This is a genomic window from Bradyrhizobium sp. SPXBL-02, assembly GCF_051853065.1.
Classification (GTDB): domain Bacteria; phylum Pseudomonadota; class Alphaproteobacteria; order Rhizobiales; family Xanthobacteraceae; genus Bradyrhizobium.
The window spans coordinates 2,799,407-2,821,317 of record NZ_CP182474.1; the positions used below are offsets into that span (position 1 = coordinate 2,799,407).

Below are 21,911 nucleotides of genomic sequence, written 5' to 3' on the forward strand. Positions count from 1 at the left end.
CCGAACGGCCCTTTGGAGGAGGGGACAAGCCGGTCAAATGGTGCTATTCGGCGCCCATCAAATCTAGGGCAAGACCGGGAAGGACGCCGATGACCGTGCATACTGGAAGGCATTTCCTACAGATTCCAGGACCGACCAATGTGCCCGATCGGGTGCTGCGGGCGATGGACATGCCGACTTTGGACCATCGCGGTCCGGAGTTCGCCGAGCTCGGCTTTGCCGTGCTTGCCGCGATGCAGCGCGTGTTCCGCACCAAGCAGCCCGTGATCATCTTCCCCTCGTCCGGTACCGGCGCCTGGGAAGCGGCGATGGTCAACGTGTTTGCGCCTGGCGACAAGGTCCTGATGTGCGAGACCGGCCAGTTCGCCGTGCTCTGGCGCGGCATTGCCGACAAGTTCAAGCTCGACGTCGACTTCATCCCGAGCGACTGGCGCCATGGCGCCGACCTCGCCGAGATCGAGAAGCGCCTTGCCGCCGACAAGCAGCACGCGATCAAGGCGGTCTGCGTCGTGCACAACGAGACCTCGACCGGCTGCGTGACTCCTCCCTTGGAGGTGCGCAAGATCCTCGACCGTGTCAAACATCCGGCGCTGTTGATGGCCGACACCATCTCCGGCCTCGGCTCGATGGAATATGAGCACGATGCCTGGGGCATCGACGTTTCGGTCGCCGGCTCGCAGAAGGGCCTGATGCTGCCGCCGGGCCTCGGCTTCAACGCCGTCTCGGAGAAGGCACTCGCGGTCGCCAAGGCCAATCCGGGCATGCGCTCCTACTGGGACTGGCAGGAGGTCATCAGCTTCAACAAGCTCGGCACCTTCCCCTACACGCCAGCGACGAACCTGCTCTACGGCCTGCGCGAGGCGGTGAAGATGCTGGAGGAGGAGGGGCTGGAGAACGTCTGGACCCGCCACAAGCGCCACAGCGCCGCGACGCGCGCTGCGGTCAAGGTTTGGGGCCTGGAGACGCAATGTGCCGATCCCACCGCGCATTCTCCGGCGCTGACCGGCGTTCGCGTGCCCGAGGGCTTTGATGCCGACGCCTTCCGCAAAGTTGTGCTGGAAAACTTCGACATGTCGCTCGGCACCGGCCTGAACAAGGTCAAGGGCAAGGTGTTCCGCATCGGCCATATCGGCCATTTCAACGATCTGATGCTGATGGGCACGCTCGCAGGCGTCGAGATGGGCCTCGACCTTGCAAAGATCCCGCACCGAAGCGGCGGCGTGCTGGCGGCCATGGACGTCCTGAAGGGACGCGACGTGGTGCCGATGACCAAGGCTCAGGTTGCCTAAAGGCAGCCTGACTGAACTAGTGAAGAAAGTGAGCGCGCGATGAACGCACCGACGACGACCAACGAAGACCTGCTCTACTCCGTCACGGACGGCATCGCGCGGATCACCTTCAACCGCCCGCAGGCGCGCAACGCCATGACCTTCGCCATGTATGACCGCATGGCGGAGATCTGCGAGGAGATCGACGCCGACCGTTCGATCAAGGCGCTGATCCTGACCGGCGCGGGCGACAAGGCGTTCGCTTCCGGCACGGACATCTCGCAATTCCGCGCCTTCAAGACCGCGCAGGATGCGCTCGACTACGAGGCGCGCATCGACCGCGTGCTCGGCACGCTGGAGCAGTGCCGCGTGCCGGTGATCGCGGCGATCGCCGGCGCCTGCACCGGCGGCGGCGCGGGCATTGCGGCCTGCTGCGATCTTCGCATCGGCACCGAGACGACGCGGATCGGTTTTCCGATCGCGCGCACGCTCGGCAATTGCCTGTCGATGTCGAACGTCAGCCGCGTGGTCGCGCTGGTCGGTCCTGCCCGCACCAAGGACCTGATCTTCAAGGCGCGCCTGGTCGAGGCGCCGGAGGCTCTGGCGCTCGGCCTGCTCAATGAGGTCGTGCCTGACGTGGAGACGCTGCAGCGCCGCGCCGACGAGACTGCAAAGCTCGTCGCCAGCCACGCGCCGCTGACGCTGGAAGCGACCAAGGAAGCAGTGCGTCGCATCCGCCGCACGCTGTCGCGCGAGGAAGGCGAGGACCTGATCCTCAAGGCTTATATGAGCGAAGATTTCCGCGAGGGCATGGACGCCTTCCTCAACAAGCGGGCGCCAGTCTGGAAGGGCAAGTAGTCCCGCGTCAGTCCGGCCTGCGCCGTGTCAAAGGCATAGTTGCGACGAGCTAACGCGACATCAAACTTCAGCCGGCGCGAATTTAATTCAGGTTGGAGATGCGCGCGCGGCCGCGTCAGCGTGATCCTGGGCGTCTCCGGCCGGCGGCATGCGGGGAAAAAGACGGCCCGGTCGAGCTCACCTGCTGATCATCGATTGGCTTGGCAACCAATTTGACGCCGATCGAGTTCATGAGCTTTCGGACCGTCTCGAATTCAGGTTTTGCGGTCGCTTTGAACGTCTTGTAGAGACTCTCACGAGAGAGGCCGGTCGCTTTCGAGATGTCACCCATCCCCTTGGCGCGCGCTGCGGTGTCGAGTGCGTTACAAATGTAAGCGTGGTCATTCGTCTCGAAGGCTTCAGTCAGATAAGCGGCAATCGCTGTCGGCGTCTTCAGATAGTCCGCAGCATCGAATGTAGTCACCCTTACATTCGCTCTCTGCTCAGAGCCGCGCTGCTGCGATCGCTTTGGCATGTCTGATGTTCCGATCTTGGCTTGACCTATCACAAGCGGTCAATGCGACTCCGTTGGAGACTTGCTCATGGTACACCCGCTGACCTGGTCAGTGATCAAGCGCACTTCGCTAGTCTGCCCCTAAGGTTCTCAAATGGCCGGCATTACACATGCTCCTCGCGCGTCTACGCTTCGCGTGTTTCGTGATAGCCCGTCGCTTCGTCGATGATGCGCATCGCACCTGAGCCTTCGAGGTGCTCGGCGATAATTCCGGCGCGGTGAGCAATATTGCGTTGGGTTGTCTTTAAGACTCCGGCTCGTTGGGCGCGCGCAAAGACATCGCAGACCTCCGACAGGAAGTCGGCCGCGTACCCGAACGCCTTGAGGCCCTGTTTGGTACGGAATTCGATCTGGTTAGCGACCAGAATCAACTCTTCGCCGATAAAGGGCTTTAGGTTCTGGACTGTCAAAAAAGCAGGGAGATTGGCGCCACTCCTGTAATACTGACGTCCCTTGGGGGGGCGAATGCGACCTAGGCCCACCATGAAGCCACTCTGAGTCACCAGGCGCCGTCCGTCATCGAGAACGGCAACATCAATCTCGATGCCGCCAAACCGGATGACGCCTTCATGCGTCGCCCGCGGCAGGTATCTCGCCCAACGGGCCTTGGCGGCCTTCCGCGCAATTTCCCGTCGCTCGTCACCGGATAGGGCGGCAGCTCTAGCTGTGCCGCCAGCGGCTCGGGCGGGAACTCCCCAATTCACTTTCCACCGCGTTCTCTTCCGCGCGTGGCCGGGGTTCAAATTCAGTTTTCTACTGGTACTCATATTTTCAGGAATAGGGTTGGAAAACAAAATTGCAAGCACAGACGAAGCAGATATGCCCGTTAGGAGCCGTGCTTGCAGCTAGCAATGTTACCCTTCGAGCAAAGCCGGGTCATTCAGAACGTCCTTAACGCGTGCGGGTGAAGAGCTGTGCCAGACCGCTGTGCAGAATGCCTTGAGGATCACGTCTCGGCATTGAATTTGTGGAACCGGCCGAAATGTCGCGGCGAGGGCTTGAGCCACACTGAGTGCGCGGTAGACATCCCGCTCCCGATAGAGCTTCAGACCAAGCAGACTTCCCAACAATCCACCCCAGAAGCTGTGCTTGTGGGAGCGTACCAAGACACCCCTGCTGCCAACGGAGATCCAACAGGCGTCCCCGCTGTCCAGGATGATCGTTGCGTCATGGCCAAATTTCTCGTTGATGTAGAGCAGGCGCGGCATCACTTCAGCACTTCAAAATACATTTCGCTAACTCAGAAAACGTCGGAGGCTTGATAAGTCAAGCCTGAGGCCGGGCCACTGATCTTTTTCGCTCGTCCAAAGGACCAACGGGCTCTTTGTAGCTCCGATCCCGCGAGACTTGTCTCATTCCAAAGTCATAAGGGGGATGACTTTGGATGGCTTGAACTCGGCTGGATTCGCCAGCACAATGGGCGCTGAATTCATCGCCGAATTTCCAACGCAAACAATAAGATAGGGAAGACGCACGTGGGACATGGAATGAAGGCCGCAATTGCGCTCGCAATGGCGCTTTGTGGCACGCCGGCTGTTGCGGGCTGGGAGCCGACGAAACCGGTGGAGATCGTGGTGGCGGCGGGCGCGGGTGGCGCCTCCGACCAGATGGCGCGGATGATGCAGGCCGCGATCCAGAAGAACAATCTGATGAAGCAGCCGATCGTGGTCTCGCTCAAGGGCGGCGCCTCGGGTGCGGAAGCGCTGATGTACATGAAGTCCAGCGAGGGCGATCCGAACAAGGTGCTGATCGCCTATTCGCTGATTTACATGCTGCCGCTGTCGGCGAAGATCCCGTTCAACTGGCGCGATCTGACGCCGGTCTCCGTGGTCGCGCTCGACCAGTTCGTGCTGTGGGACAACAGCGCGGGCCCCAAGACGGTGAAGGACTTCGTCGCGGCGGCGAAGGCCGCGAGCGCGCCGTTCAAGATGGGCGGCACCGGCTCCAAGCGCGAGGACCATGTGCTCACCGTGTTCCTGGAGCAGAAGACCGGCGCGAAATTCTCCTATCTGCCCTACAAGTCCGGCGGCGAGGCCGCGACCCAGCTGGTCGGCAACCACACCGAGGCCAACGTCAACAACCCCTCCGAAAATCTCGAAGTCTGGCGCGCCGGCCAGGTGCGGCCGCTCTGCGTGTTCGACAGGGAGCGTATTTCCTACACGACCAAGGTGACCGACACGCAGTCCTGGGCCGACATCCCGACCTGCAAGGAGGAGGGCGTCGACGTGCAATATCTGATGCTGCGCGCGATGTTCCTGCCCGGCAAGGTCACCCCGGAGCAGCAGGCGTTCTACGTCGATCTGTTCCACAAGGTGACGCAGACGGCGGAGTACAAGGAGTACATGGAGAAGCAGGCCCTGAAGCCGATCTTCCTCACCGGCAAGGACATGGTGCAGTTCCTCGAGGAAGACGATGCGCTGAACAAGTCGCTGATGACGGAAGCCGGTTTCGTCGCGAAGTAGCCGGTTTCCTTCACCTCGCCCCGCTTGCGGGGAGAGGTCGGATCGCATCGAAGATGCGATCCGGGTGAGGGGGACTCTCCACGAGTCCAACTTTCACCGTCTGCGCGGAGACTCCCCCTCACCCCAACCCTCTCAGCGCGAGCGAAGCTCGTCGCGGCCCCGCAAGCCGGGAGAGGGGATTGGCCACAGCGTTGTTGTTTCAGCATGTCCCAAACCGATATCGAAATCGTCGTCGAGGATCCCACCGCGCCCGAAGACGATTCCCCTTCCGTCGTCTCGTCCGGCACGATCGAGATCGTCGTCTGCCTCCTGCTGCTCGCGCTCGCGGTCACGCTCGGCTACGACAATTGGCGCACCGGCGCATCCTGGGATGCGACCGGGCCCGAGCCCGGCTATTTCCCGTTCTATCTGTCCGTCATTCTCGCCGGCGGCAGCCTCTACGGGCTGATCGCGGCGCTGCTGGCACGGCGCGCCTCGTCGGGGACTTTCGTCACGCGCGCGCAAGGCCGCCGCGTGCTGGCGGTGTTCGTGCCGACGCTGCTGTTCTGCCTGGCGACCCAGTTCCTCGGCCTCTATGTCGCGAGCTTTCTCCTGATCGCAGGCTTCATGCGGCTCGTCGGAAAGATCGCGCTGTGGAAGTCGCTGCTCACCGCGTTCGCGTTCACGGCGCTCATGTTCGTCACCTTCGACGTCGCCTTCGACGTCATCATGCCGAAGGGGCCGCTCGAAGCGGCCCTCGGCCGCTAGGGGCGCCGCGCGATGGAAGCTCTCGGTCTCCTGCTCCACGGCTTTGCCGTCCTGCTGACGTGGAAGACGCTCGTGCTGATGATGGTCGGGCTGGTGCTCGGCATCTTCGTCGGCGTGCTGCCCGGGCTCGGCGGCCCCAACGGCGTTGCGATCCTGTTGCCGCTCACCTTCACGATGGACCCGACCTCGGCCATCGTGATGCTGTCCTGCATCTATTGGGGCGCCTTGTTCGGCGGCGCCATCACCTCGATCCTGTTCAACATCCCGGGCGAAGCCTGGTCGGTCGCGACCACTTTCGACGGCTATCCGATGGCGCAGCAGGGCAGGGCGGCGGAGGCGCTGACCGCGGCGTTCACCTCCTCCTTCGTCGGCTCGCTGGTCGCGGTGCTGCTGATCACCTTCCTCGCGCCGATGATCTCGTCCTTTGCGCTGAAATTCGGCCCGCCCGAGTTCTTCGCGGTGTATCTCTTGACCTTCTGCTCCTTTGTCGGCCTCGGGCGCGAGGCCAAGCACAAGACCGTCATCTCGATGTCGCTGGGGCTGCTGCTCGCCGGCATCGGCATGGATACGGTCTCCGGCAGTCTGCGCATGACCTTCGGCTCGCCGGAACTCTTGCGCGGCATCAACTTCCTGGTCGCCGTCATCGGCCTGTTCGGCATCAGCGAGATCCTGCTGACGATGGAGGAGCGCCTTGCGCTGCGCGGACATGCCGCTAGCATCTCGCTGCGCGTCGTGCTCGGCGTCTGGAAGGACCTGCCGAAATATTGGGTGACGCTGCTGCGCTCCTCCTTCATCGGCTGCTGGCTCGGCATCACCCCGGGCGGTGCGATCGCGGCCTCCTTCATGGGCTACAATCTGGCAAAGCGCTTCGCCAAGGAGCCCGAGGGTTTTGGCAAGGGACGCATCGAGGGCGTGTTCGCGCCGGAGACGGCGGCGCATGCCTCCGGCACCTCGGCGCTGCTGCCGATGCTGGCGCTCGGCATTCCCGGCTCGGGCACCGCCGCGATTCTGCTCGGCGGATTGATGGTGTGGGGGCTCAATCCGGGGCCGCTGCTGTTCGTCGAGCACAAGGACTTCGTCTGGGGGCTGATCGCCTCGATGTATCTCGGCAACGTCGTCGGCCTCGTGCTGGTGCTGACGACGGTGCCGATCTTCGCCTCGATCCTGCGCGTGCCGTTCGCGGCGGTGGCGCCGATGATCGTGGTGTCCTGCGCGATCGGCGCCTATGCCATCCAGAACGCGATGTTCGACATCTGGCTGATGCTCGGCTTCGGCGTGGTCGGCTACGTCTTCAAGAAGATCGGCATTCCGCTGGCGCCGTTCACCCTGGCGCTCGTGCTCGGCAACCGTGCCGAGGATGCCTTCCGCCTGTCGATGATCGGCTCGGGTGGAAACCTTGGGGTCTTTTGGTCGAACGGCCTCGTTGGCTCCATCACGACGCTGGCGATTCTGCTGCTGTTCTGGCCGGTGATCGACGGGCTTCTCAAGCGCTCAAGATGAAGGTAACGGCGCTAAGGCCACCAAGTCTTAGGCAATAACATTCGCGATTGTCTCGGGCTAGCGTCGAAGTTGGTTTGCGAAAGGTTGAGCGCGAGATCTCGTCGGCCTTCGATGCATGTCCGGGTTATGCTGCCGGATTCAATGGATGCTTCTTGCGAGTACGGCAACGGTTCCGGCGAATGCGAGTTGCGAGCCCACGCCAAATAGTCCTGTCAGCGCGCGCTTAGAGTGTATCCACCAATGAAAGCGTTGGAGGATGTGAAGCAAGCCCCGCGGGTAAAGGGTGTGAACGAATTGCAACGCGTCTGGCAACATCGCGGTTGAGGCGCCGATCGCAATTATCCAAATTGATCCTTCCGCTGCAAACATCCAGAGCGCAAGGCCAAGTCCGGCGCAAGCATCAATTCCGATGATTGCAAAATCCCTCAGTGTCGCACGGCTGAAGGACAGGCGGCGATTGTTGGCGCCTTTGCCCAGACTTATTGAGCGAAGCGGATAGTCCCAATGCGGAATTGCATCAATTGCAAAATGACTTGCGAATCCCGCGATGGCCGCGGCTGCCGGGTGCAATTGAAACAGGCTGGCGATCGCGCCACCGACGATCGCATGCGTACTCAAAATCATCTGATTTCCTATTTACTGCACGGATGGTTGGCATCGCGAACCATAGCATTGACTACCTTAGTCATATCGTTGTCCTCCGGGATTGCTGAGCAATGGGAATTATCTCGGGCTCACCGTTGGGAAAGGAGAATGTCGGGATTGGCGGGCGATCGGCCGTCGGATCAGAACTGGCCTCGTTTTCACGGGCAGCTATTTGAGTCCCGAAAGTGCGCGACCGGAAGCAGCGAAGCGGGATCCTCGCTCCCTTAGTCTGCAGCAGATACTATCAACAAGGACAGCAGCCAATAAGCAGGCGACAACCATCAAGCCAGTAAACAGGGCAAGAAGCCAATTTTGCATCATCTTCTTCACCATGTCCTTCGACGCTGAGTCTCTAAGAGCAGCGACAGCTTGAACCGTCAAGTCGGACGGGCGCTGCGAATGGCGTTCGTTGCATCTGCCGCCGCTCCCGATGCCGCGCGCTCGCGAGATCAAGCTGCTGCATTCCGCTGGCGCGGTTCACCCTTCCGGTCGTGCTCGGCAACCAAGCCGAGGATGCCTTCCGCCTTCTCGATGGATCGGTTCCGGGGGCACTTTGAAGGTTGTTCTGGTCGAACGGCCTGGTCGGCTCGATCACAACCTTGGCGATTCTGCTGCTGTTCTGGCCGGTGATCGACAATCTCTTCGCCCGTGTCGGGTTGACGCATGGGACCAGGACGACATCGCCCCTAGGACGCGGCAGCTATTCTCTTAAAATCAATAGCTTAGACGAAAGCAGCGTTTCGACCCGGATACGACCGCGATTTCGATTGTTTCCGAATGTTGCCGCTGCGACACAGCCCTTGGGCGAGCATGCGGGTATGTTCGATCACAAGATCGTGCAAGGGGGAATTCTCCATGAAGCGGATAGTGATTGGAATGGCGGCCGCGATGTCGCTGTTTGCGACCGGCGCGCTGGCCGCCGATCTCGCGGCAAAGCCCTATGTCAAGGCGCCGATCGTCGATCCGGTCTGGAGCTGGACGGGCTTCTATGTCGGCGTCAACGGCGGCTACAGCTGGGGACGTTCTCGCACCGACGTCACCTATTTTAACACGCCGACTGGCATACCGATCGCGCCTCCGGCCGGCTCCATCACCAGTGGGGCGTTCGACATGAACGGCGGTATCGCGGGCGGCCAAGCCGGCTACAATTGGCAAAATGCAAACTGGGTCTATGGCATCGAGGGCGACCTCCAGTGGTCGGGCGAGAAGGGCAGCGCCGGCTTCAGCTGCGTCGGTACTGCCGTCGCGCCGGTCGCCGGACCCTGTCTTCCCGGTCTGACGTTCTTGCCGCCCGGCGGTCTGGCTGGCACGACCCTGACGGTCGACCAGAAGCTCCAGTGGTTCGGCACGGTTCGGGGCCGCGTTGGCATCCTGGCGACTCCGAAGGTGCTGTTCTACGGCACCGGCGGTCTGGCCTTCGGCGAAATCAAGACCACAGGCACGATGACCAGCTTCAGCGGCATTGCGCCCTTTGGCGCTCCGATAACGTCGGTCGGCTCCAACTCGACCACGCGCGTGGGCTGGACTGCCGGCGTGGGCGTCGAGGGCAAGATCACCCGGAACTGGAGTGCCAAGCTCGAATATCTCTACATGGATCTCGGGCGCTTCTCGTCCGGCCCGTTCACGCTGTCGCCCGCCTTGCCGATCAGCGCCAATGTCTCGTCGCGCTTCACCGACCACATCCTGCGCGCCGGCATCAACTACCAGTTCGACGGCCCGGTCGTCGCCAAGTACTAAGCGAAGTACTGAGATCAACCAAGGCGTCAACAACAAGCAAAGCCCGGCCTCGCGCCGGGCTTTGTCGTTGCAGACGGGGCGCGTGAGGTCACACCACCTTGGCGTCGCGGAGCCTTGCGATCTCGTCGGCCCCGAAGCCGAACTCCTTCAGCACCTCGTCGGTCTGCTCACCCAATTCCGGCGCCCGCGCCACCATCCTGCTCGGCGTGCCGGAAGGCACAGCTAGAGGGCTATCGGGGAACTCTTCGTTCGAGCAGGTTCGATTGTCCTGTTGCTCCAAGTGGTTGCCGGACAGCCCCTGACTCGCTGATCCTGCACCATTCTGCTAGTTTAGCTTTATCGATTCAGCCGGGTGCTTGTGATGCAGGAAGCTCCAACTCGATCGAGCCGTTCGGTGTTGACCTCCAGTATGAAGATGGTGGGGGCCGCTGCTGCAGTGAGCGCAAGTTTTCTGATTTCTTCCTGTGTCAGCTCTGACGAAACGTCTTCAAGGTCAAGAGCCGTAACAGGTGCTCCTTGGGCGCGAGATTTGAACGAACCGCCGCCCGGCCGGCCGCCAGCCCGTAAGCCTGATTTCTAGCTTAACGTCGCGATTTTTACGGCCAATCTGTTCACGTTCGTCGGTGTCTAGGCCACCCGTAAGACGGTCATCGCTGGGGCGCTGCTCGCCGGCATTGGCATGGACACCGTTCGGGCAATCTGCGCACGATCTACGGCTCGCCGGGCTGCGAGAGCTTCGGCAAGGGCCGTATCGAGGGCGTGTTCGTGCCGGAGACGGCGGCGCATGCCTCTTCTGCCGATGCCGCCCGTGCTCGGCAACCGTGCCTCGGATGCCTTCCGCTTGCGAGATCGGCTCCGGAGGCACTTTGAAGGGTTCTGGTCGAGCGGCCTGGCCGGCTCGATCACAACAGTGGCCATCGTGCTGCTGTCCAACGCGAGCCGCCTTCGATGCCCGGGGTCCCGCCGGGCATTGTCGTTTCCAACCGGGGTCACACCACCTTGGCGTCCCTGAGCCTCGCAATCTCCTCAGAGCCGAAACCGAATTCTTTCAAGACCTCGTCGGTCTGCTCGCCGAATTCCGGCGGCCGTGCCACCATCCTGCTCGGCGTGCGCGACAGCGTCACGGGCTGGCCGACCAGACGGATAGGCCGGCCTTCGTCGTTCGGCACGTCCTGCGCAATGCCGAGATGCTTGACCTGCGCGTCCTCGAACATCTGGTCGATGGCGTAGATCGGCCCGCAGGGCACGCCGGCCTCGTTGAGCTCGCGGACCCAGGTCTCGGTCGACTTCGTCACCGTGCGCTTCTCGATCTCGGCGTTGAGCGCGTCGCGGTTCTTGGAGCGGGCAGGGGCGGTCGCATAGTCGGGATGGGCATAGAGCTCCGGTGCACCGATCGCCTGCGCGCAGCGCTCCCAGATCCGCCCGCCCGTGGTGGCGATGTTGATGTAGCCGTCGGAGGTCTTGAACACGCCGGTCGGAATGCTGGTCGGATGGTTGTTGCCGGCCTGCTTGGCGACCTCCTTCTCCATCAGCCAGCGCGCGGCCTGGAAGTCGAGCATGAAGATCTGAGCCTGCAGCAGCGAGGTCTGCACCCACTGTCCTTTGCCCGAAACCTCGCGCTCGAGCAGCGCGGTGAGGATGCCCATGGCGCAGAACAGGCCGGCCGTCAGGTCGGCGACGGGAATGCCGACCCGCATCGGCCCCTCGCCCGGCGTGCCGGTGATCGACATCAGCCCGCCCATGCCTTGCGCGATCTGATCGAAACCCGGCCGCTTGTGGTAGGGGCCGTCCTGGCCGAAGCCGGAGATGCTGCCATAGACGATGCGCGGGTTGATCGCGGCGAGGCTGTCGTAGTCGATGCCGAGCTTCTTCTTCACGTCGGGCCGGAAGTTCTCGACCACGACGTCGGCCTTGGCGGCGAGGCGCTTGAACAAGGCGAGCCCGCGCTCGTCCTTCAGGTTTAGCGTCATCGCCCGCTTGTTGCGGTGCAAATTCTGGAAGTCGGAACCGCGTCGCGGCCCGCCCGGCTGCTCGCCGCCGGCATCCTCGGTCAGTGCATCGATCTTGACGACGTTGGCGCCCCAATCGGCGAGCTGGCGCACGCAGGTCGGCCCGGAGCGGACGCGGGTCAGATCGAGCACGGTGAAGCGCGACAAGGCTTCCGAGGCATGCGGGAAGGGCATCGTGAAAGGCTCCAGGACAGTTGCGGGCCTACCATAGTGCCCAGAGATCACGCGACAAGCCGGGCCGGCGCCGATGCCGCCTGCCGAAATGCCTTGCCTGAGGGCTGCGAGATCAGCGCGACAGGCGCTTCAATTCGGCGCGCGCCTGCGCGGCGAGGGGATCATCGCCGTGGCGCGCAATGAAGAGCTCAAGGGCCTCCCGCGTTCCCTTCCGGCGGGCAGCTTCATATTCCTCTGCCACCGCAGCGGCAGGATCGCGCGCCATCGGCATGGAGGGCGCGCGCCTTGCCTTGCTGCTGTCCTCTGCTTTGGCCTTCTCCACCATAACAGGCAGTCCTCCGAGACGTTGATGGGACAGTCCGGCTAGCGCAATCAAGGCGCCAAACAGGCCGGCCGGGAGTGTGCGTCGTTTCATGAAACCCTGCAAATTACGGGCGTTCCGGGAACAAACTCTATGCTCGCGTTCCGTATCTCTACGGTATTTAATGGCTAACACAGCCTTATGGGAGCAGCGCAAACGCCGCTGCCCCATTTAAACCAAACGTTTAACTCTCTAGCTAGAATCATGTGCCCCCGCGGCGAATCACACGACGCGTTGCTTTGGAGATTCAATTGGCTACCGCTGTTAATGTCAGTGCCACCAACAACGCCGAGATTGACGGCCTGTTGTCGGGCGTCAAATGGTCGGGCACGATCACCTACAGCTTTCCTGACGCGCCGAGCGACTATTCCAATCCCTATTACGGCGGCGGCAGCGAGCCGACTACGTCGGGTTTTGCCTCGGCACCCACGCAGATCCAGACCGCGATCAACTACGCGATCGGATTGATCCTCGGCTATACCAACGCCGACATCCAATATGCGGGCACGAACGGCGCCGACATCATGGTTGCGCAGTCGCCGGCCGCCAATCCGACCGCCTACGCCTACTACCCGGGCAATTATTCGTCCGGCGGCGACGTCTGGTTCGGCACGCAATACAATTTCTCGCTGGCCAAGCTCGGTAATTACTACTTCACCACCGCGCTGCACGAGCTCGGCCACGCCTTCGGCCTCAAGCACAGCCAGGAGGCCGGCGGCCCCGCCAACGTCGCGGTGCCGAGCGCGCACGACGACAGCGAATACACCGTCATGAGCTATCGCAGCTATGTCGGCGCCTCGACGACAGGCGGCTACACCAACGAAGCGTACGGATATTCGCAGACCTACATGGCCAACGATATCCTCGCGCTCCAGACCATGTACGGTGCGGACTACACGACCCAGAGCAGCAACACCGTCTACACCTGGAATCCGACCACGGGGCAGGAGTTCATCAACGGCGTCGGCCAGCTCGCACCCGGCGGCGGCGCCGGCGGCTCGGCCAACCGCATCTACGAGACGGTTTGGGACGGCGGCGGCATCGATACCTACGACCTGTCGAACTACACGACGAACCTGAGCATCAATCTCAATCCCGGCGCCTCCTCGGTGTTCTCCTCCGTGCAGCTGGCCTATCTCGGCAACGGCCACTACGCCTCGGGCAACGTCTACAACGCCTACCTCTACAACAACGACGCGCGCTCCTACATCGACAACGCCACCGGCGGATCCGGCAACGACACAATCGTCGGCAACGCCATCGCCAACACGTTGAACGGCGCCGGCGGCAACGACAAGATCACCGGCGGTGCGGACAACGACACCATCATCGGGGGGGCGGGCACCGATACCGCGGTGTATTCGGGTAACCGGGCCAACTATGCCGTTACGTACAATTCGGCGACGCAAACCTTCACCATCGCCGATCTGCGATCCGGTTCACCTGACGCCACCGACACCGTCACGAACGTCGAGTATTTCCAGTTTGCCGATGGTGCCGTCTCGAGCAGCTCTCTCGCCAACCCACCCGTGTCGATCGAGGCGATCGGCGCCACAAGGCTTTTTCAGAGTGGCAGCAACTTCTACATGGCCCCGGTTGGCGGCGGTGCGCACGTAGACCTGAAATTCAGCGGTTCACTGGTGACAGCCGGTCAGTTCAATGTCTGGACGCCGATTGGCGCGGAGCAGACCGCAAGCGGATATGACATTGCGTGGCAAGTGCCCGGTACCAGTCAGTTCATCATCTGGCACACCGACAGCAATGGTAATTATCTGAGCTGCACCGATGTGCTTTCGGGCGGCAGCACCGCGCTCAAGCAAGCGGAGAGCACCTTCCATCAGGATCTGAACGGAGATGGAACGATCGGCGTCCCGGTCGCGCCGACGACGATCGAGTCGGCTAGCAGCACGAGCCTGATCCAGACGGGTGGCAATTTTTTCATGAACCCCGTTGGCGGCGGCTCTGGTGTGGAGCTGAAATACGCCGGATCGCCCGTGGTGGTGGGGCAGTTCGGAGCCTGGACGCCTATCGGCGCCGAACATATCGCGTCCGGCTACGAGGTTGCCTGGCAGATCCCCGGCACTGACCAATTCACCGTCTGGACGACCGACAGCAACGGCAACTTTACAAGTAATACCGGAGCCGTCGCCGGCTCCAGCACGACACTGCAGCAAGCCGAGACCGTTCTTCAACAGGATCTGAACGGCGACGAAAGGATAGGCATCCCGGTCCAGACGATTGAGGTCGCCGGTTCGACCAGCCTGGTTCAGAACAGCAACAACTTTTACATGAACCCCATTGGCGGCGGCTCTGGTGTGGAGCTGAAATACGCCGGATCGCCAGTGGTGGCGGGACAGTTCGGGGCCTGGACGCCGATCGCCGCGGAGCAGACTTCATCCGGTTTCGAGGTTGCCTGGCAAATCCCCGGCACGAACCAATTCACCGTCTGGACCACCGATAGCAACGGAAACTTTACGAGCAATACCGGAGCCATCGCTGGTTCGAGCACGACGCTTGAGCAGGCCGAGATCATTCTTCATCAGGATCTCAATGGCGACGGGACGACGGGCATTCCGTCCTTAACGATTGAGGCGGTCGGTTCGACCAGCCTGGTCGAGAGCAACAGCTCCAACTTTTACCTGAACCCGGTTGCGGGTGGAACGGGGCCCGAGTTGAAATACGCTGGATCGCCGGCGGTGGCAGGGCAGTTCGGCGCCTGGGCTCCGATCGCCGCCGAGCAGGTATCATCCGGCTATGAGGTGGCCTGGCGGATTCCGGGCACCGACCAATTCACTATCTGGACCACCGACAACAACGGCAACTTTGCCAGCAACACGGGAGCGATTGCCGGCACCAGTGCAACGTTGCAGCAGGCTGAGACTGTCTTTCATCAGGATCTGAATGGCGACGGGACGATAGGCGTTCATGCTGCGTCCACGCTGGACCATTTCATCATAAGTTGAGCGTCGAGGCTTCTCTCGCGGGTTGGACTGCGAATTTTTGCTCGCGTCCGAACGTGAATTTTCGATGTGCATACTGGTTCAGCGGCTTTTCCAAGAAGCTGTAGCTGATTGCGCAGAGCGTGAAGGTTGTCACGAACGCCAGTCCGGTCGCTGCGATTCCTGACAGAGTCGTCACGGTTCTCGTCACGCCAAGTTGTGAGAAAACCAGATACGCGACCCAGTGATGAATCATGTACGACGTGTAGGACCAGCGTGCAAAGCGCGCGCCGGTCTCGCTACGAAGTGGGGCCAGGTAGGATGCCCCCTGATTTTCGAGGACCATGAAGACGACCGCGCCGAAGAAGATCGCGGCCAGCGTATGCTGCCAGGCCGCCGCATGGAACGTCGCGCTCCCCGAGATCATGATCACGGGGACGAAACAGGACGCTCCCAGCAGAACGCGCTTGACCTGCCGTGTCACAGCGACGCTTCGTGCTCGGCTCAGCCGATAGCAGGCGATGAGTGCCCCGATCGCGATGACGTCTGCCCTGAATTGCGGCAATACGTAATAGCCATAGGTGTCGGGTGTAAAGCTGTCGATCAGTCGACCGATCGGGCAGACGAGGATGACGGCGATGAGCACCCGGGGAAGGATGTCGGGCGGGACCAACCGCACCACGAGAGGAAATACCAGATAGAATTGCTCTTCGATTGCGAGCGACCAGGTGCCCCCGAGCCAATAGACGCCGGTGGTCTGAAGTTTGGCCATCCAGAAATTCTGGATGCCGAAGAGGTATGTCCATCCCGGGACATCACCGTTGAAGAGCACAGGATTTGTACCACTGAGCCATCCGAAGAAGCAGATAGCGACCATCAGATAGTAAATCGGCCAAATGCGAAAGGCGCGTCTCCCGTAGAACGATGAAAAGAAAGACGGCGCATCGCGGTTTTCAAGCAAGATCGTCGTGATGAGAAATCCGGAGAGCACAAAGAAAAGGTCGACGCCGAAATGACCTATATAGAGGACGTTCCAGAGCCAAAAGTTTGGCCCATCGGCGGCTCCTATGTAGTGCCACGCGATAACAAGCAGAGCAGCAATGGCCCTCAGCCCGTCGAGTTCCCGGATTTTTTCCATCACGACATATATTCCCAGGAGCAGGGCCCCGACAACTGCCGTCACGAACGGCTGGTTCAGGGCGCAGGGCGCCCGTTGATGGTCGTGATGTTCAGCACCTTGCAATCCCGGTTTGTAGATTCGCGCTCGTCGACGTGAACGAGGATGCACCCTCGTGCGGCCAGCGCTGTCCGCATCTCGGGCGGCAGCGGGGTCCCGCCGAGCTTGATCGACGTCTTGCTGTAATATGGCGCATTCGAGGATGGCTCGTTCGGGTCGAAGTACACGACCATGTCCGGCATTTTTCGCTTCAAGAACAGGATGAGAGAAAGCTTCGGCTCCCATTCAATGGCAGGACCCGTCGCAATCAGCACCGGATCCTTGTTCTCCTTGCGCGCTTCATAAATCAGCCTCGCCGCTTCGCTCACGGTCGTGTTCGCATCCGTGTTAAACTGGAGCCACCAGTCCCGCGTCTTGAACGTGTAAGGCGAGAAGAAGCCTCGGTTGAGAACAAGCACCGCAAAAAAACAGGCGATCGCTGCGGCTCCCGAGAGTGAGGCGACGATGCGATCGTCGTCCTTCGCAAGCCGGCCGAACACCAACGCTGCGACCATGGCTTGCATCAAAGCCAGTGGATACCCGTATCGCATGCCGATGGCGTCGTTCACCCCGCCATATGTCATCGAGAAGCTGATGTAGTAGAGCGTCAATCTGAGGATTTCGACCGAAGCCGCCGCGAGCATGAGCGCGGCAAGTTCGCCCCAGCTCATCTTGAGCCAGCCATAGCGACGAGCGATCGCAGCGGCCGCCAGAATGGGGATCGGGAGAAGGGCGAGCCAGGCGAGCTCATCCCTGCTGTGATGATGCCGGTAGGACCACAATGGACCCCACGGCGCCACCAGTCCGGTCCCTGCCGTCGCAGTGATACGCAACATGATCGCGAACACGATCGCGCCTGTGACGATCAGGACGACGCCGGCGGATATCATTCGCCTGGTGCCGCTCAGGTAGCCGCAAACCAGCAGCAAGCCACCGACCGCAATCAACAAGGGTGAATCGGCTTCTTTCGTTGCCCCGAACAGCAGGGCCGTCGGTATCGCGAGCCAAAGCGCGGAGGCCCTTCCGGTTTCGATCCACCACCAGAGCAGCCAGATCAGAACCGTTCCGACCAGGATGCATTCAATTTCCACCGGACCAAGCCGGGGAAAGATATCGGCCCACGATTTGTGGCCCAGATAGAGTGCGGCGAAGACCAGTGCGCTTGGAATGCCGAAAGTCCGAAGAACGAGAGAAAAGAGCAGTGTCGTGGTGCCGAGGTACAGCAGAAAATTGGCAATGTACCACAGCCGAATGTTGCTTCCCCACAGATAGGTCTGGATCGACTTCAGAGGGTAGAAGGCAGGGCGAAATCTCGTCGCCTTTCCGGTGTTCGCCAGTTCCTGGTATTCGTCGGTGTTTTTCAGGTCGGTCCAGACCTCGTGCAGCGTGGCGGTCGGGTTCTCACCCAGCGGACGGAGGATATCGTGATCGTCGATCAGCGCTGGGCTGGCGCGGTCGATGAAGGTTCCGAATTGCAAGATGAACAGACCGGCAAGGACGGTCGCAAAAAGGATGGTGAGCGCGCGAGTGGGCTGCTTTTGCATGAACTGGGTCTGTAGCTGGCGATCAAGGTTGGTCGTCGAGTCGGACCATAGCGGTGTTGGCCGCCAGATGTCGACATCGCCGCCACGGACGTGCGTTCGCTGGGAGGCAGCCGGTGGGGCCTGGCGCTCGCTCGCGCCCCAATTGACGGCCTAAAATGCCTGAAGTAACCAGTGCTCAATTGGACGTAATTTCCCGATCTCGGCAGGGTTTCCATGAAAGTCGTCATTCTCGCGGGAGGCCTCGGCACTCGCATCGCCGAGGAGACCAGCACGCGGCCGAAGCCGATGGTCGAGATCGGCGGACGGCCCATCCTCTGGCACATCATGAAGACCTACAGCCATTACGGCTTCAACGACTTCGTGATCTGCCTTGGCTACAAGGGCTACATGATAAAGGAGTACTTCGCGAACTACTTCCTGCACATGTCCGACGTGACCTTCCATCTCGCCGAGAACCGGATGGAAGTGCATCGCGAGACCGCCGAGCCCTGGCGGGTCACGCTGGTCGACACCGGTGAGGAGACGCAGACCGGCGGTCGATTGAAGCGGGTGCTGCCTTATGTCGCCGACGAACCGTTCTTTGCGCTGACCTATGGCGACGGCGTCGCCGACATCGATCTCGCTGCCGAGATCGCGTTCCACAAGGCGCATGGGCGCCGGGCAACCGTCTCGGTGGTGCGGCCGGCCAAGCGCTTCGGCGCGGTCGCAATCGAGGGCGACCGAGTGGTCAATTTCGAGGAGAAGCCGAACGACGACGGCGGCTGGATCAACGGCGGCTTTTTCCTGTTGTCACCGTCGGTCGGCGATCTCATCGCGGGCGATAAGACGATCTGGGAGCGCGAGCCGATGGAGCAGCTCGCCCGCGGCGACGATCTGCGCGCCTTTGTGCATCCGGGCTTCTGGCATCCGATGGATTCGCTGCGCGATCGCAACTTCCTCGAGAACGAGTGGGCGAGCAAGCGCGCCAAATGGAGGGTCTGGTGACGGATCCGGCGTTCTGGCGCGGCAAGAAGGTCTTTCTGACCGGCCACACCGGATTCAAGGGTGCATGGGCCTCGCTGCTGCTGCGCCGCCTCGGCGCCGAGGTCTACGGCTATGCGCTGGCGCCGACGCACGCATCCTCGCTGTTCGTCACCGCCCGCGTCGCTGACGACATCAGGCACCGCATCGCCGACATCCGCGATCTCGCCACCTTGCGCGCCGCGATGGCGGAGGCTGCGCCCGACATCGTCATCCACATGGCCGCGCAGGCCCTGGTGCGGCCCTCTTATGAAGAGCCGGTCGAGACCTTTGCGACCAACGTGATGGGCACGGTTCACGTGCTGGAGGCGGCACGGCAACTCCGCACAGTGCGGGTGATCCTGAATGTCACTAGCGACAAGTGTTACGAGAACAACGGCGCCGGCACGGCCTTCCGCGAGGGCGATCGTCTCGGCGGCGATGATCCCTACAGCAACAGCAAGGCCTGCGCCGAGCTCGTGACGCAGTCCTATCGCCACAGCTTCTACAATGCCGAGGGAGCGGCGCGCGTCGCGACCGCACGCGCCGGCAACGTGTTCGGCGGTGGCGACTGGGCGCGCGACCGCCTAGTGCCCGACGCGATGCAGGCGTTCCTCGACGGGCAGGCGCTGCGCCTCCGCAATCCCAATTCGGTGCGGCCCTGGCAGCATGCGCTCGATCCCGTGCTCGGCTATCTCACGCTGGTCGAGCGGCTCGCCGGTGACGCACGCTTCATCGGCGGCTGGAATTTCGGGCCCGAGGCGGCGAGCGAGGTGCCGGTCGGAACGGTGGTCGAGCGTCTGATCGCGCTATGGGGTGAGGGCGCGCGCTGGACGGCCGATGCCGGTCCGCATCCGCACGAAGCGGCCTATCTCAAGCTGGATTGCACCAAGGCGCGCAGCGAGCTCGGCTGGACCCCGCGGCTGGATTTGGCACAGGGCCTGCGGCTGACCGTCGACTGGTACAAGGCGCTGCGCGAGGGCAGGGACCTGCGCACATTCTCGCTCGACCAGCTCGAACAGGTCGTCGGCGCCGCGCAACCGGTCTGATCAGCGTAGCTCCAAAATCTCGGCGATGCGCGCGTGCGGCGCGACCGCGTGCTTCAGATATGCCCCCGAGCAGACCGCAAGATATGATTTGAGCAGAACGACGAGCGCGAGGATCGCGCGCTCGATCTCGCGCGAAAGCCCGGTCCGACCGAACGCGGCCGTTTGCAGGAACGGCCGGTTCTCCATGAAGGTCAGCCAGTAGAGATAGTCGTAGCCGGCGATGCCGAGGAAGGCGTCTTCCCAGTCGATGAGGCGCGGCTCAGTGCCATCGAGCATGATGTTTTTCGGCCCGAAATCGCCGTGACAGAGCGCCTCGGGCAGGACGCCGAGACGATCTGCCAGCAGCGCGACGAGCCGGCGCGTCTCGGCCGCGGTCGCCGGCGCGAGCAGGTCACGATCCGTAAGCATGTCCAGCGCGCGAGCGGCCGACGCCAGATATTGCGCAAACGAAGGGAGATTGTCCGGTCGCCAATCGCCGAGGTGTCGGCTGCACGCATCAGCCATCGCAGCCGCCTGCGCGGGCTGCATCGGGCCGGCGGGCGGGACGAGCGCGGGCATCAGGACGCACAGACGCGTGGTTCCATCCGCCGGCAAGGCCTCGAAGCGATCAAGCAAGATCCGTCCGTCGTAGAGCCGGGCGAGGATGTCGGCTTCCCTGGCAAGGCTGGCGCGAGCTTCTGTGCCCGGAAGATGGGTCTTCAGAAATCGCTTCTCGCCGGAAATCTCCGCATCGAAGCAGAGGCCGAGCGTGCCGCCGAGCGCCGGCGTCACGCTGATGTCGCGGCTGGATGATTGCAGATGCCGCTGCAGCGCGGGCAGGATGCGCGCCCGATCGGCGATGATGTCGGGGCGGTCGTCGCTTTCGAAGTACGCGATCTTACCCAGCACGATAGAGCGGGCTCAGATAGTCGATCTGGTCGTAGCCGAAATGAAGGGCCAGCGCCGCGCTGCCCTGTGCGATCTGCTTGCGCTCGTCATCCGAGAGCTCGTCGATGACGGCCTTGTTGTAGTCCTTGGTGCTCTTGAGCACGGTGCCCCAGGGCGCGATCGAATCCTTGATCTCGACGCCGTTCCAGCTCGGATAGAGCATGCTGTCGGCAAAGGGCACGCCGATGAAGCCGGCCGCCTCGGTCATGAACTTGCGCTTGTCCTCGACGAGGTCCTCGTAGCGGAAGATCCGCACGTTCCGCGGATACATCTTGGCGAACATCTCGACCGTCGAGTGATAGATGTTCCAGGTGATCAGGTACTTGGTCAGCGGCTGCGGGAACGGGCGGCGCTTGGTGTCGCGATAGGCCGAGAACGGATTGCGCACAATGTGTAGGATACGGATGTTCGGGAAGTCGCGCACTATGCGGTCGGCGTCAATGCCGATGGCCGGCGAGTAGCCGACATGGACCATGCCCTCGCGCGGCTTGGTGTAATAGTTCTCCCAGGCCGTGAAGGTCGAACGGAAGAAGGCCTCGATGACCTTGCGGCGGGGGATCGGGGCCTCGCCGCACAGCCGGACGAATTCGGCGACGCGGTTCTTCTCGTCCAGCACGCAGTCGGCATCGCGGAACTTGGAGCCGTTGCGCTTGCGCAGGAACGTCTTCAGCTCCTCGTCGATCATCTGCTCATAGAGCTCGATCGCGGTCAGGCCTTCTGGGAATTCGGGATAGCGGTACTGAACGCGCTCGACCGAGGCGAGGAAGTCGTTGAAGTTGCGGTTCCCGAGCTGCGACTCGAAGGGGTAGACGAGCAGGTCGGGGTGGCCGTCGAAGTGACGGTGGGTGACGTTGCCGCCGTGCTCGAAGCCCGCGGAGATCATGGCCAGCCTGAAGTCGCTCATTCACCTACCCTGTATCGTC

Annotated in this window: 19 protein-coding genes and 2 pseudogenes; 10 read left to right on the forward strand and 11 right to left on the reverse strand. The window is 62.1% G+C overall.

From position 1 onward, the window contains the following. The first annotated feature begins 89 nt into the window (after window positions 1-89). Window positions 90-1,289 (forward strand): pyridoxal-phosphate-dependent aminotransferase family protein, encoded by a 1,200-nt coding sequence (locus ACNJYD_RS12690; protein WP_439366547.1) that lies wholly within the window; start codon window positions 90-92, stop codon window positions 1,287-1,289. A 39-nt stretch (window positions 1,290-1,328) separates the two neighbouring features. Beyond that, window positions 1,329-2,126, forward strand: a complete 798-nt coding sequence (locus ACNJYD_RS12695; RefSeq protein WP_439366548.1) for an enoyl-CoA hydratase/isomerase family protein — start codon at window positions 1,329-1,331, stop codon at window positions 2,124-2,126. 115 nt (window positions 2,127-2,241) lie between these two features. Here ACNJYD_RS12695 and ACNJYD_RS12700 read toward each other — a convergent pair whose 3' ends face one another. The 3 genes from ACNJYD_RS12700 to ACNJYD_RS12710 all read right to left on the reverse strand — a co-directional run bounded on the left by ACNJYD_RS12700 (window position 2,242) and on the right by ACNJYD_RS12710 (window position 3,887). Then, window positions 2,242-2,589, reverse strand: coding sequence for an addiction module antidote protein (locus tag ACNJYD_RS12700; RefSeq protein WP_439366549.1), 348 nt, complete (start codon window positions 2,587-2,589; stop codon window positions 2,242-2,244). Between the two features lie 215 nt (window positions 2,590-2,804). Further along, window positions 2,805-3,383, reverse strand: coding sequence for a hypothetical protein (locus tag ACNJYD_RS12705; RefSeq protein WP_439366550.1), 579 nt, complete (start codon window positions 3,381-3,383; stop codon window positions 2,805-2,807). 150 nt (window positions 3,384-3,533) lie between these two features. Next, window positions 3,534-3,887 (reverse strand): hypothetical protein, encoded by a 354-nt coding sequence (locus ACNJYD_RS12710; RefSeq protein WP_439366551.1) that lies wholly within the window; start codon window positions 3,885-3,887, stop codon window positions 3,534-3,536. 279 nt (window positions 3,888-4,166) lie between these two features. Here ACNJYD_RS12710 and ACNJYD_RS12715 point away from each other — a divergent pair, with 279 nt between their 5' ends. The 3 genes from ACNJYD_RS12715 (at window position 4,167) to ACNJYD_RS12725 (ending at window position 7,388) form a co-directional block, all read left to right on the forward strand. Further along, window positions 4,167-5,141, forward strand: coding sequence for a Bug family tripartite tricarboxylate transporter substrate binding protein (locus ACNJYD_RS12715; protein WP_172785393.1), 975 nt, complete (start codon window positions 4,167-4,169; stop codon window positions 5,139-5,141). 204 nt (window positions 5,142-5,345) lie between these two features. Next, entirely contained in the window at window positions 5,346-5,888 is a 543-nt protein-coding gene (locus tag ACNJYD_RS12720; protein WP_212255478.1) for a tripartite tricarboxylate transporter TctB family protein, read from the forward strand. Window positions 5,889-5,900: 12 nt separating this feature from the next. Beyond that, a complete protein-coding gene (locus ACNJYD_RS12725; protein WP_439366552.1) occupies window positions 5,901-7,388 on the forward strand; it encodes a tripartite tricarboxylate transporter permease in 1,488 nt (495 codons plus the stop codon). A gap of 138 nt (window positions 7,389-7,526) precedes the next feature. Here ACNJYD_RS12725 and ACNJYD_RS12730 read toward each other — a convergent pair whose 3' ends face one another. Then, on the reverse strand, window positions 7,527-8,012 hold the full coding sequence (locus ACNJYD_RS12730) for a hypothetical protein (protein WP_172785390.1): 486 nt from the start codon (window positions 8,010-8,012) through the stop codon (window positions 7,527-7,529). Between the two features lie 482 nt (window positions 8,013-8,494). Between ACNJYD_RS12730 and ACNJYD_RS12735 the strand changes: the two are divergent. Beyond that, window positions 8,495-8,689, forward strand: a pseudogene (locus ACNJYD_RS12735) (tripartite tricarboxylate transporter permease); the annotation flags it as partial. A 199-nt stretch (window positions 8,690-8,888) separates the two neighbouring features. Continuing rightward, the gene (locus tag ACNJYD_RS12740) at window positions 8,889-9,770 is read left to right on the forward strand and encodes an outer membrane protein (RefSeq protein WP_172785389.1); all 882 of its coding nucleotides are present in this window, start codon (window positions 8,889-8,891) and stop codon (window positions 9,768-9,770) included. A gap of 88 nt (window positions 9,771-9,858) precedes the next feature. Here ACNJYD_RS12740 and ACNJYD_RS12745 read toward each other — a convergent pair. From ACNJYD_RS12745 to ACNJYD_RS12755, 3 genes and pseudogenes are all read right to left on the reverse strand, one after another. Next, a pseudogene (locus ACNJYD_RS12745) lies at window positions 9,859-9,984 on the reverse strand (CoA transferase); the annotation flags it as partial. A gap of 775 nt (window positions 9,985-10,759) precedes the next feature. Continuing rightward, on the reverse strand, window positions 10,760-11,953 hold the full coding sequence (locus ACNJYD_RS12750) for a CaiB/BaiF CoA transferase family protein (RefSeq protein WP_439366553.1): 1,194 nt from the start codon (window positions 11,951-11,953) through the stop codon (window positions 10,760-10,762). Between the two features lie 112 nt (window positions 11,954-12,065). Further along, entirely contained in the window at window positions 12,066-12,368 is a 303-nt protein-coding gene (locus ACNJYD_RS12755; RefSeq protein WP_172785387.1) for a hypothetical protein, read from the reverse strand. Between the two features lie 197 nt (window positions 12,369-12,565). Between ACNJYD_RS12755 and ACNJYD_RS12760 the strand changes: the two genes are divergently transcribed. Then, a complete protein-coding gene (locus tag ACNJYD_RS12760) occupies window positions 12,566-15,277 on the forward strand; it encodes a M10 family metallopeptidase C-terminal domain-containing protein (protein ID WP_439366554.1) in 2,712 nt (903 codons plus the stop codon). Here ACNJYD_RS12760 and ACNJYD_RS12765 read toward each other — a convergent pair. Together ACNJYD_RS12765 and ACNJYD_RS12770 are read right to left on the reverse strand one after the other, a co-directional pair. Then, the gene (locus ACNJYD_RS12765) at window positions 15,267-16,391 is read right to left on the reverse strand and encodes an acyltransferase family protein (protein WP_246708825.1); all 1,125 of its coding nucleotides are present in this window, start codon (window positions 16,389-16,391) and stop codon (window positions 15,267-15,269) included. The genes ACNJYD_RS12760 and ACNJYD_RS12765 overlap by 11 nt on opposite strands. A 56-nt stretch (window positions 16,392-16,447) precedes the next feature. Then, window positions 16,448-18,013, reverse strand: coding sequence for a hypothetical protein (locus ACNJYD_RS12770; RefSeq protein WP_439366555.1), 1,566 nt, complete (start codon window positions 18,011-18,013; stop codon window positions 16,448-16,450). Window positions 18,014-18,226: 213 nt separating this feature from the next. Between ACNJYD_RS12770 and rfbF the strand changes: the two genes are divergently transcribed. Then, window positions 18,227-18,997, forward strand: coding sequence for a glucose-1-phosphate cytidylyltransferase (gene rfbF, locus ACNJYD_RS12775; RefSeq protein ID WP_172785383.1), 771 nt, complete (start codon window positions 18,227-18,229; stop codon window positions 18,995-18,997). Beyond that, on the forward strand, window positions 18,994-20,061 hold the full coding sequence (gene rfbG, locus ACNJYD_RS12780) for a CDP-glucose 4,6-dehydratase (RefSeq protein WP_172785382.1): 1,068 nt from the start codon (window positions 18,994-18,996) through the stop codon (window positions 20,059-20,061). Before rfbF ends, rfbG begins: the two co-directional genes overlap by 4 nt. Here rfbG and ACNJYD_RS12785 read toward each other — a convergent pair whose 3' ends face one another. Beyond that, window positions 20,062-20,949: a phosphotransferase family protein gene (locus ACNJYD_RS12785; protein WP_172785381.1), complete on the reverse strand. Its 888-nt coding sequence runs from the start codon at window positions 20,947-20,949 to the stop codon at window positions 20,062-20,064. Further along, the gene (locus tag ACNJYD_RS12790) at window positions 20,939-21,892 is read right to left on the reverse strand and encodes a sulfotransferase family protein (RefSeq protein ID WP_439366556.1); all 954 of its coding nucleotides are present in this window, start codon (window positions 21,890-21,892) and stop codon (window positions 20,939-20,941) included. Before ACNJYD_RS12790 ends, ACNJYD_RS12785 begins: the two co-directional genes overlap by 11 nt. Window positions 21,893-21,911: the final 19 nt, after the last annotated feature.

Coding starts and splice junctions, on each gene's coding strand:
- ACNJYD_RS12690 (WP_439366547.1), top strand. CDS start 90: ATGACCGTGCATACTGGAAGGCATTTCCTACAGATTCCAGGACCGACC.
- ACNJYD_RS12695 (WP_439366548.1), top strand. CDS start 1,329: ATGAACGCACCGACGACGACCAACGAAGACCTGCTCTACTCCGTCACG.
- ACNJYD_RS12710 (WP_439366551.1), bottom strand. CDS start 3,887: ATGCCGCGCCTGCTCTACATCAACGAGAAATTTGGCCATGACGCAACG.
- ACNJYD_RS12715 (WP_172785393.1), top strand. CDS start 4,167: ATGAAGGCCGCAATTGCGCTCGCAATGGCGCTTTGTGGCACGCCGGCT.
- ACNJYD_RS12720 (WP_212255478.1), top strand. CDS start 5,346: ATGTCCCAAACCGATATCGAAATCGTCGTCGAGGATCCCACCGCGCCC.
- ACNJYD_RS12725 (WP_439366552.1), top strand. CDS start 5,901: ATGGAAGCTCTCGGTCTCCTGCTCCACGGCTTTGCCGTCCTGCTGACG.
- ACNJYD_RS12730 (WP_172785390.1), bottom strand. CDS start 8,012: ATGATTTTGAGTACGCATGCGATCGTCGGTGGCGCGATCGCCAGCCTG.
- ACNJYD_RS12740 (WP_172785389.1), top strand. CDS start 8,889: ATGAAGCGGATAGTGATTGGAATGGCGGCCGCGATGTCGCTGTTTGCG.
- ACNJYD_RS12750 (WP_439366553.1), bottom strand. CDS start 11,953: ATGCCCTTCCCGCATGCCTCGGAAGCCTTGTCGCGCTTCACCGTGCTC.
- ACNJYD_RS12755 (WP_172785387.1), bottom strand. CDS start 12,368: ATGAAACGACGCACACTCCCGGCCGGCCTGTTTGGCGCCTTGATTGCG.
- ACNJYD_RS12765 (WP_246708825.1), bottom strand. CDS start 16,391: ATGGAAAAAATCCGGGAACTCGACGGGCTGAGGGCCATTGCTGCTCTG.
- ACNJYD_RS12770 (WP_439366555.1), bottom strand. CDS start 18,013: ATGCAAAAGCAGCCCACTCGCGCGCTCACCATCCTTTTTGCGACCGTC.
- rfbF (WP_172785383.1), top strand. CDS start 18,227: ATGAAAGTCGTCATTCTCGCGGGAGGCCTCGGCACTCGCATCGCCGAG.
- ACNJYD_RS12790 (WP_439366556.1), bottom strand. CDS start 21,892: ATGAGCGACTTCAGGCTGGCCATGATCTCCGCGGGCTTCGAGCACGGC.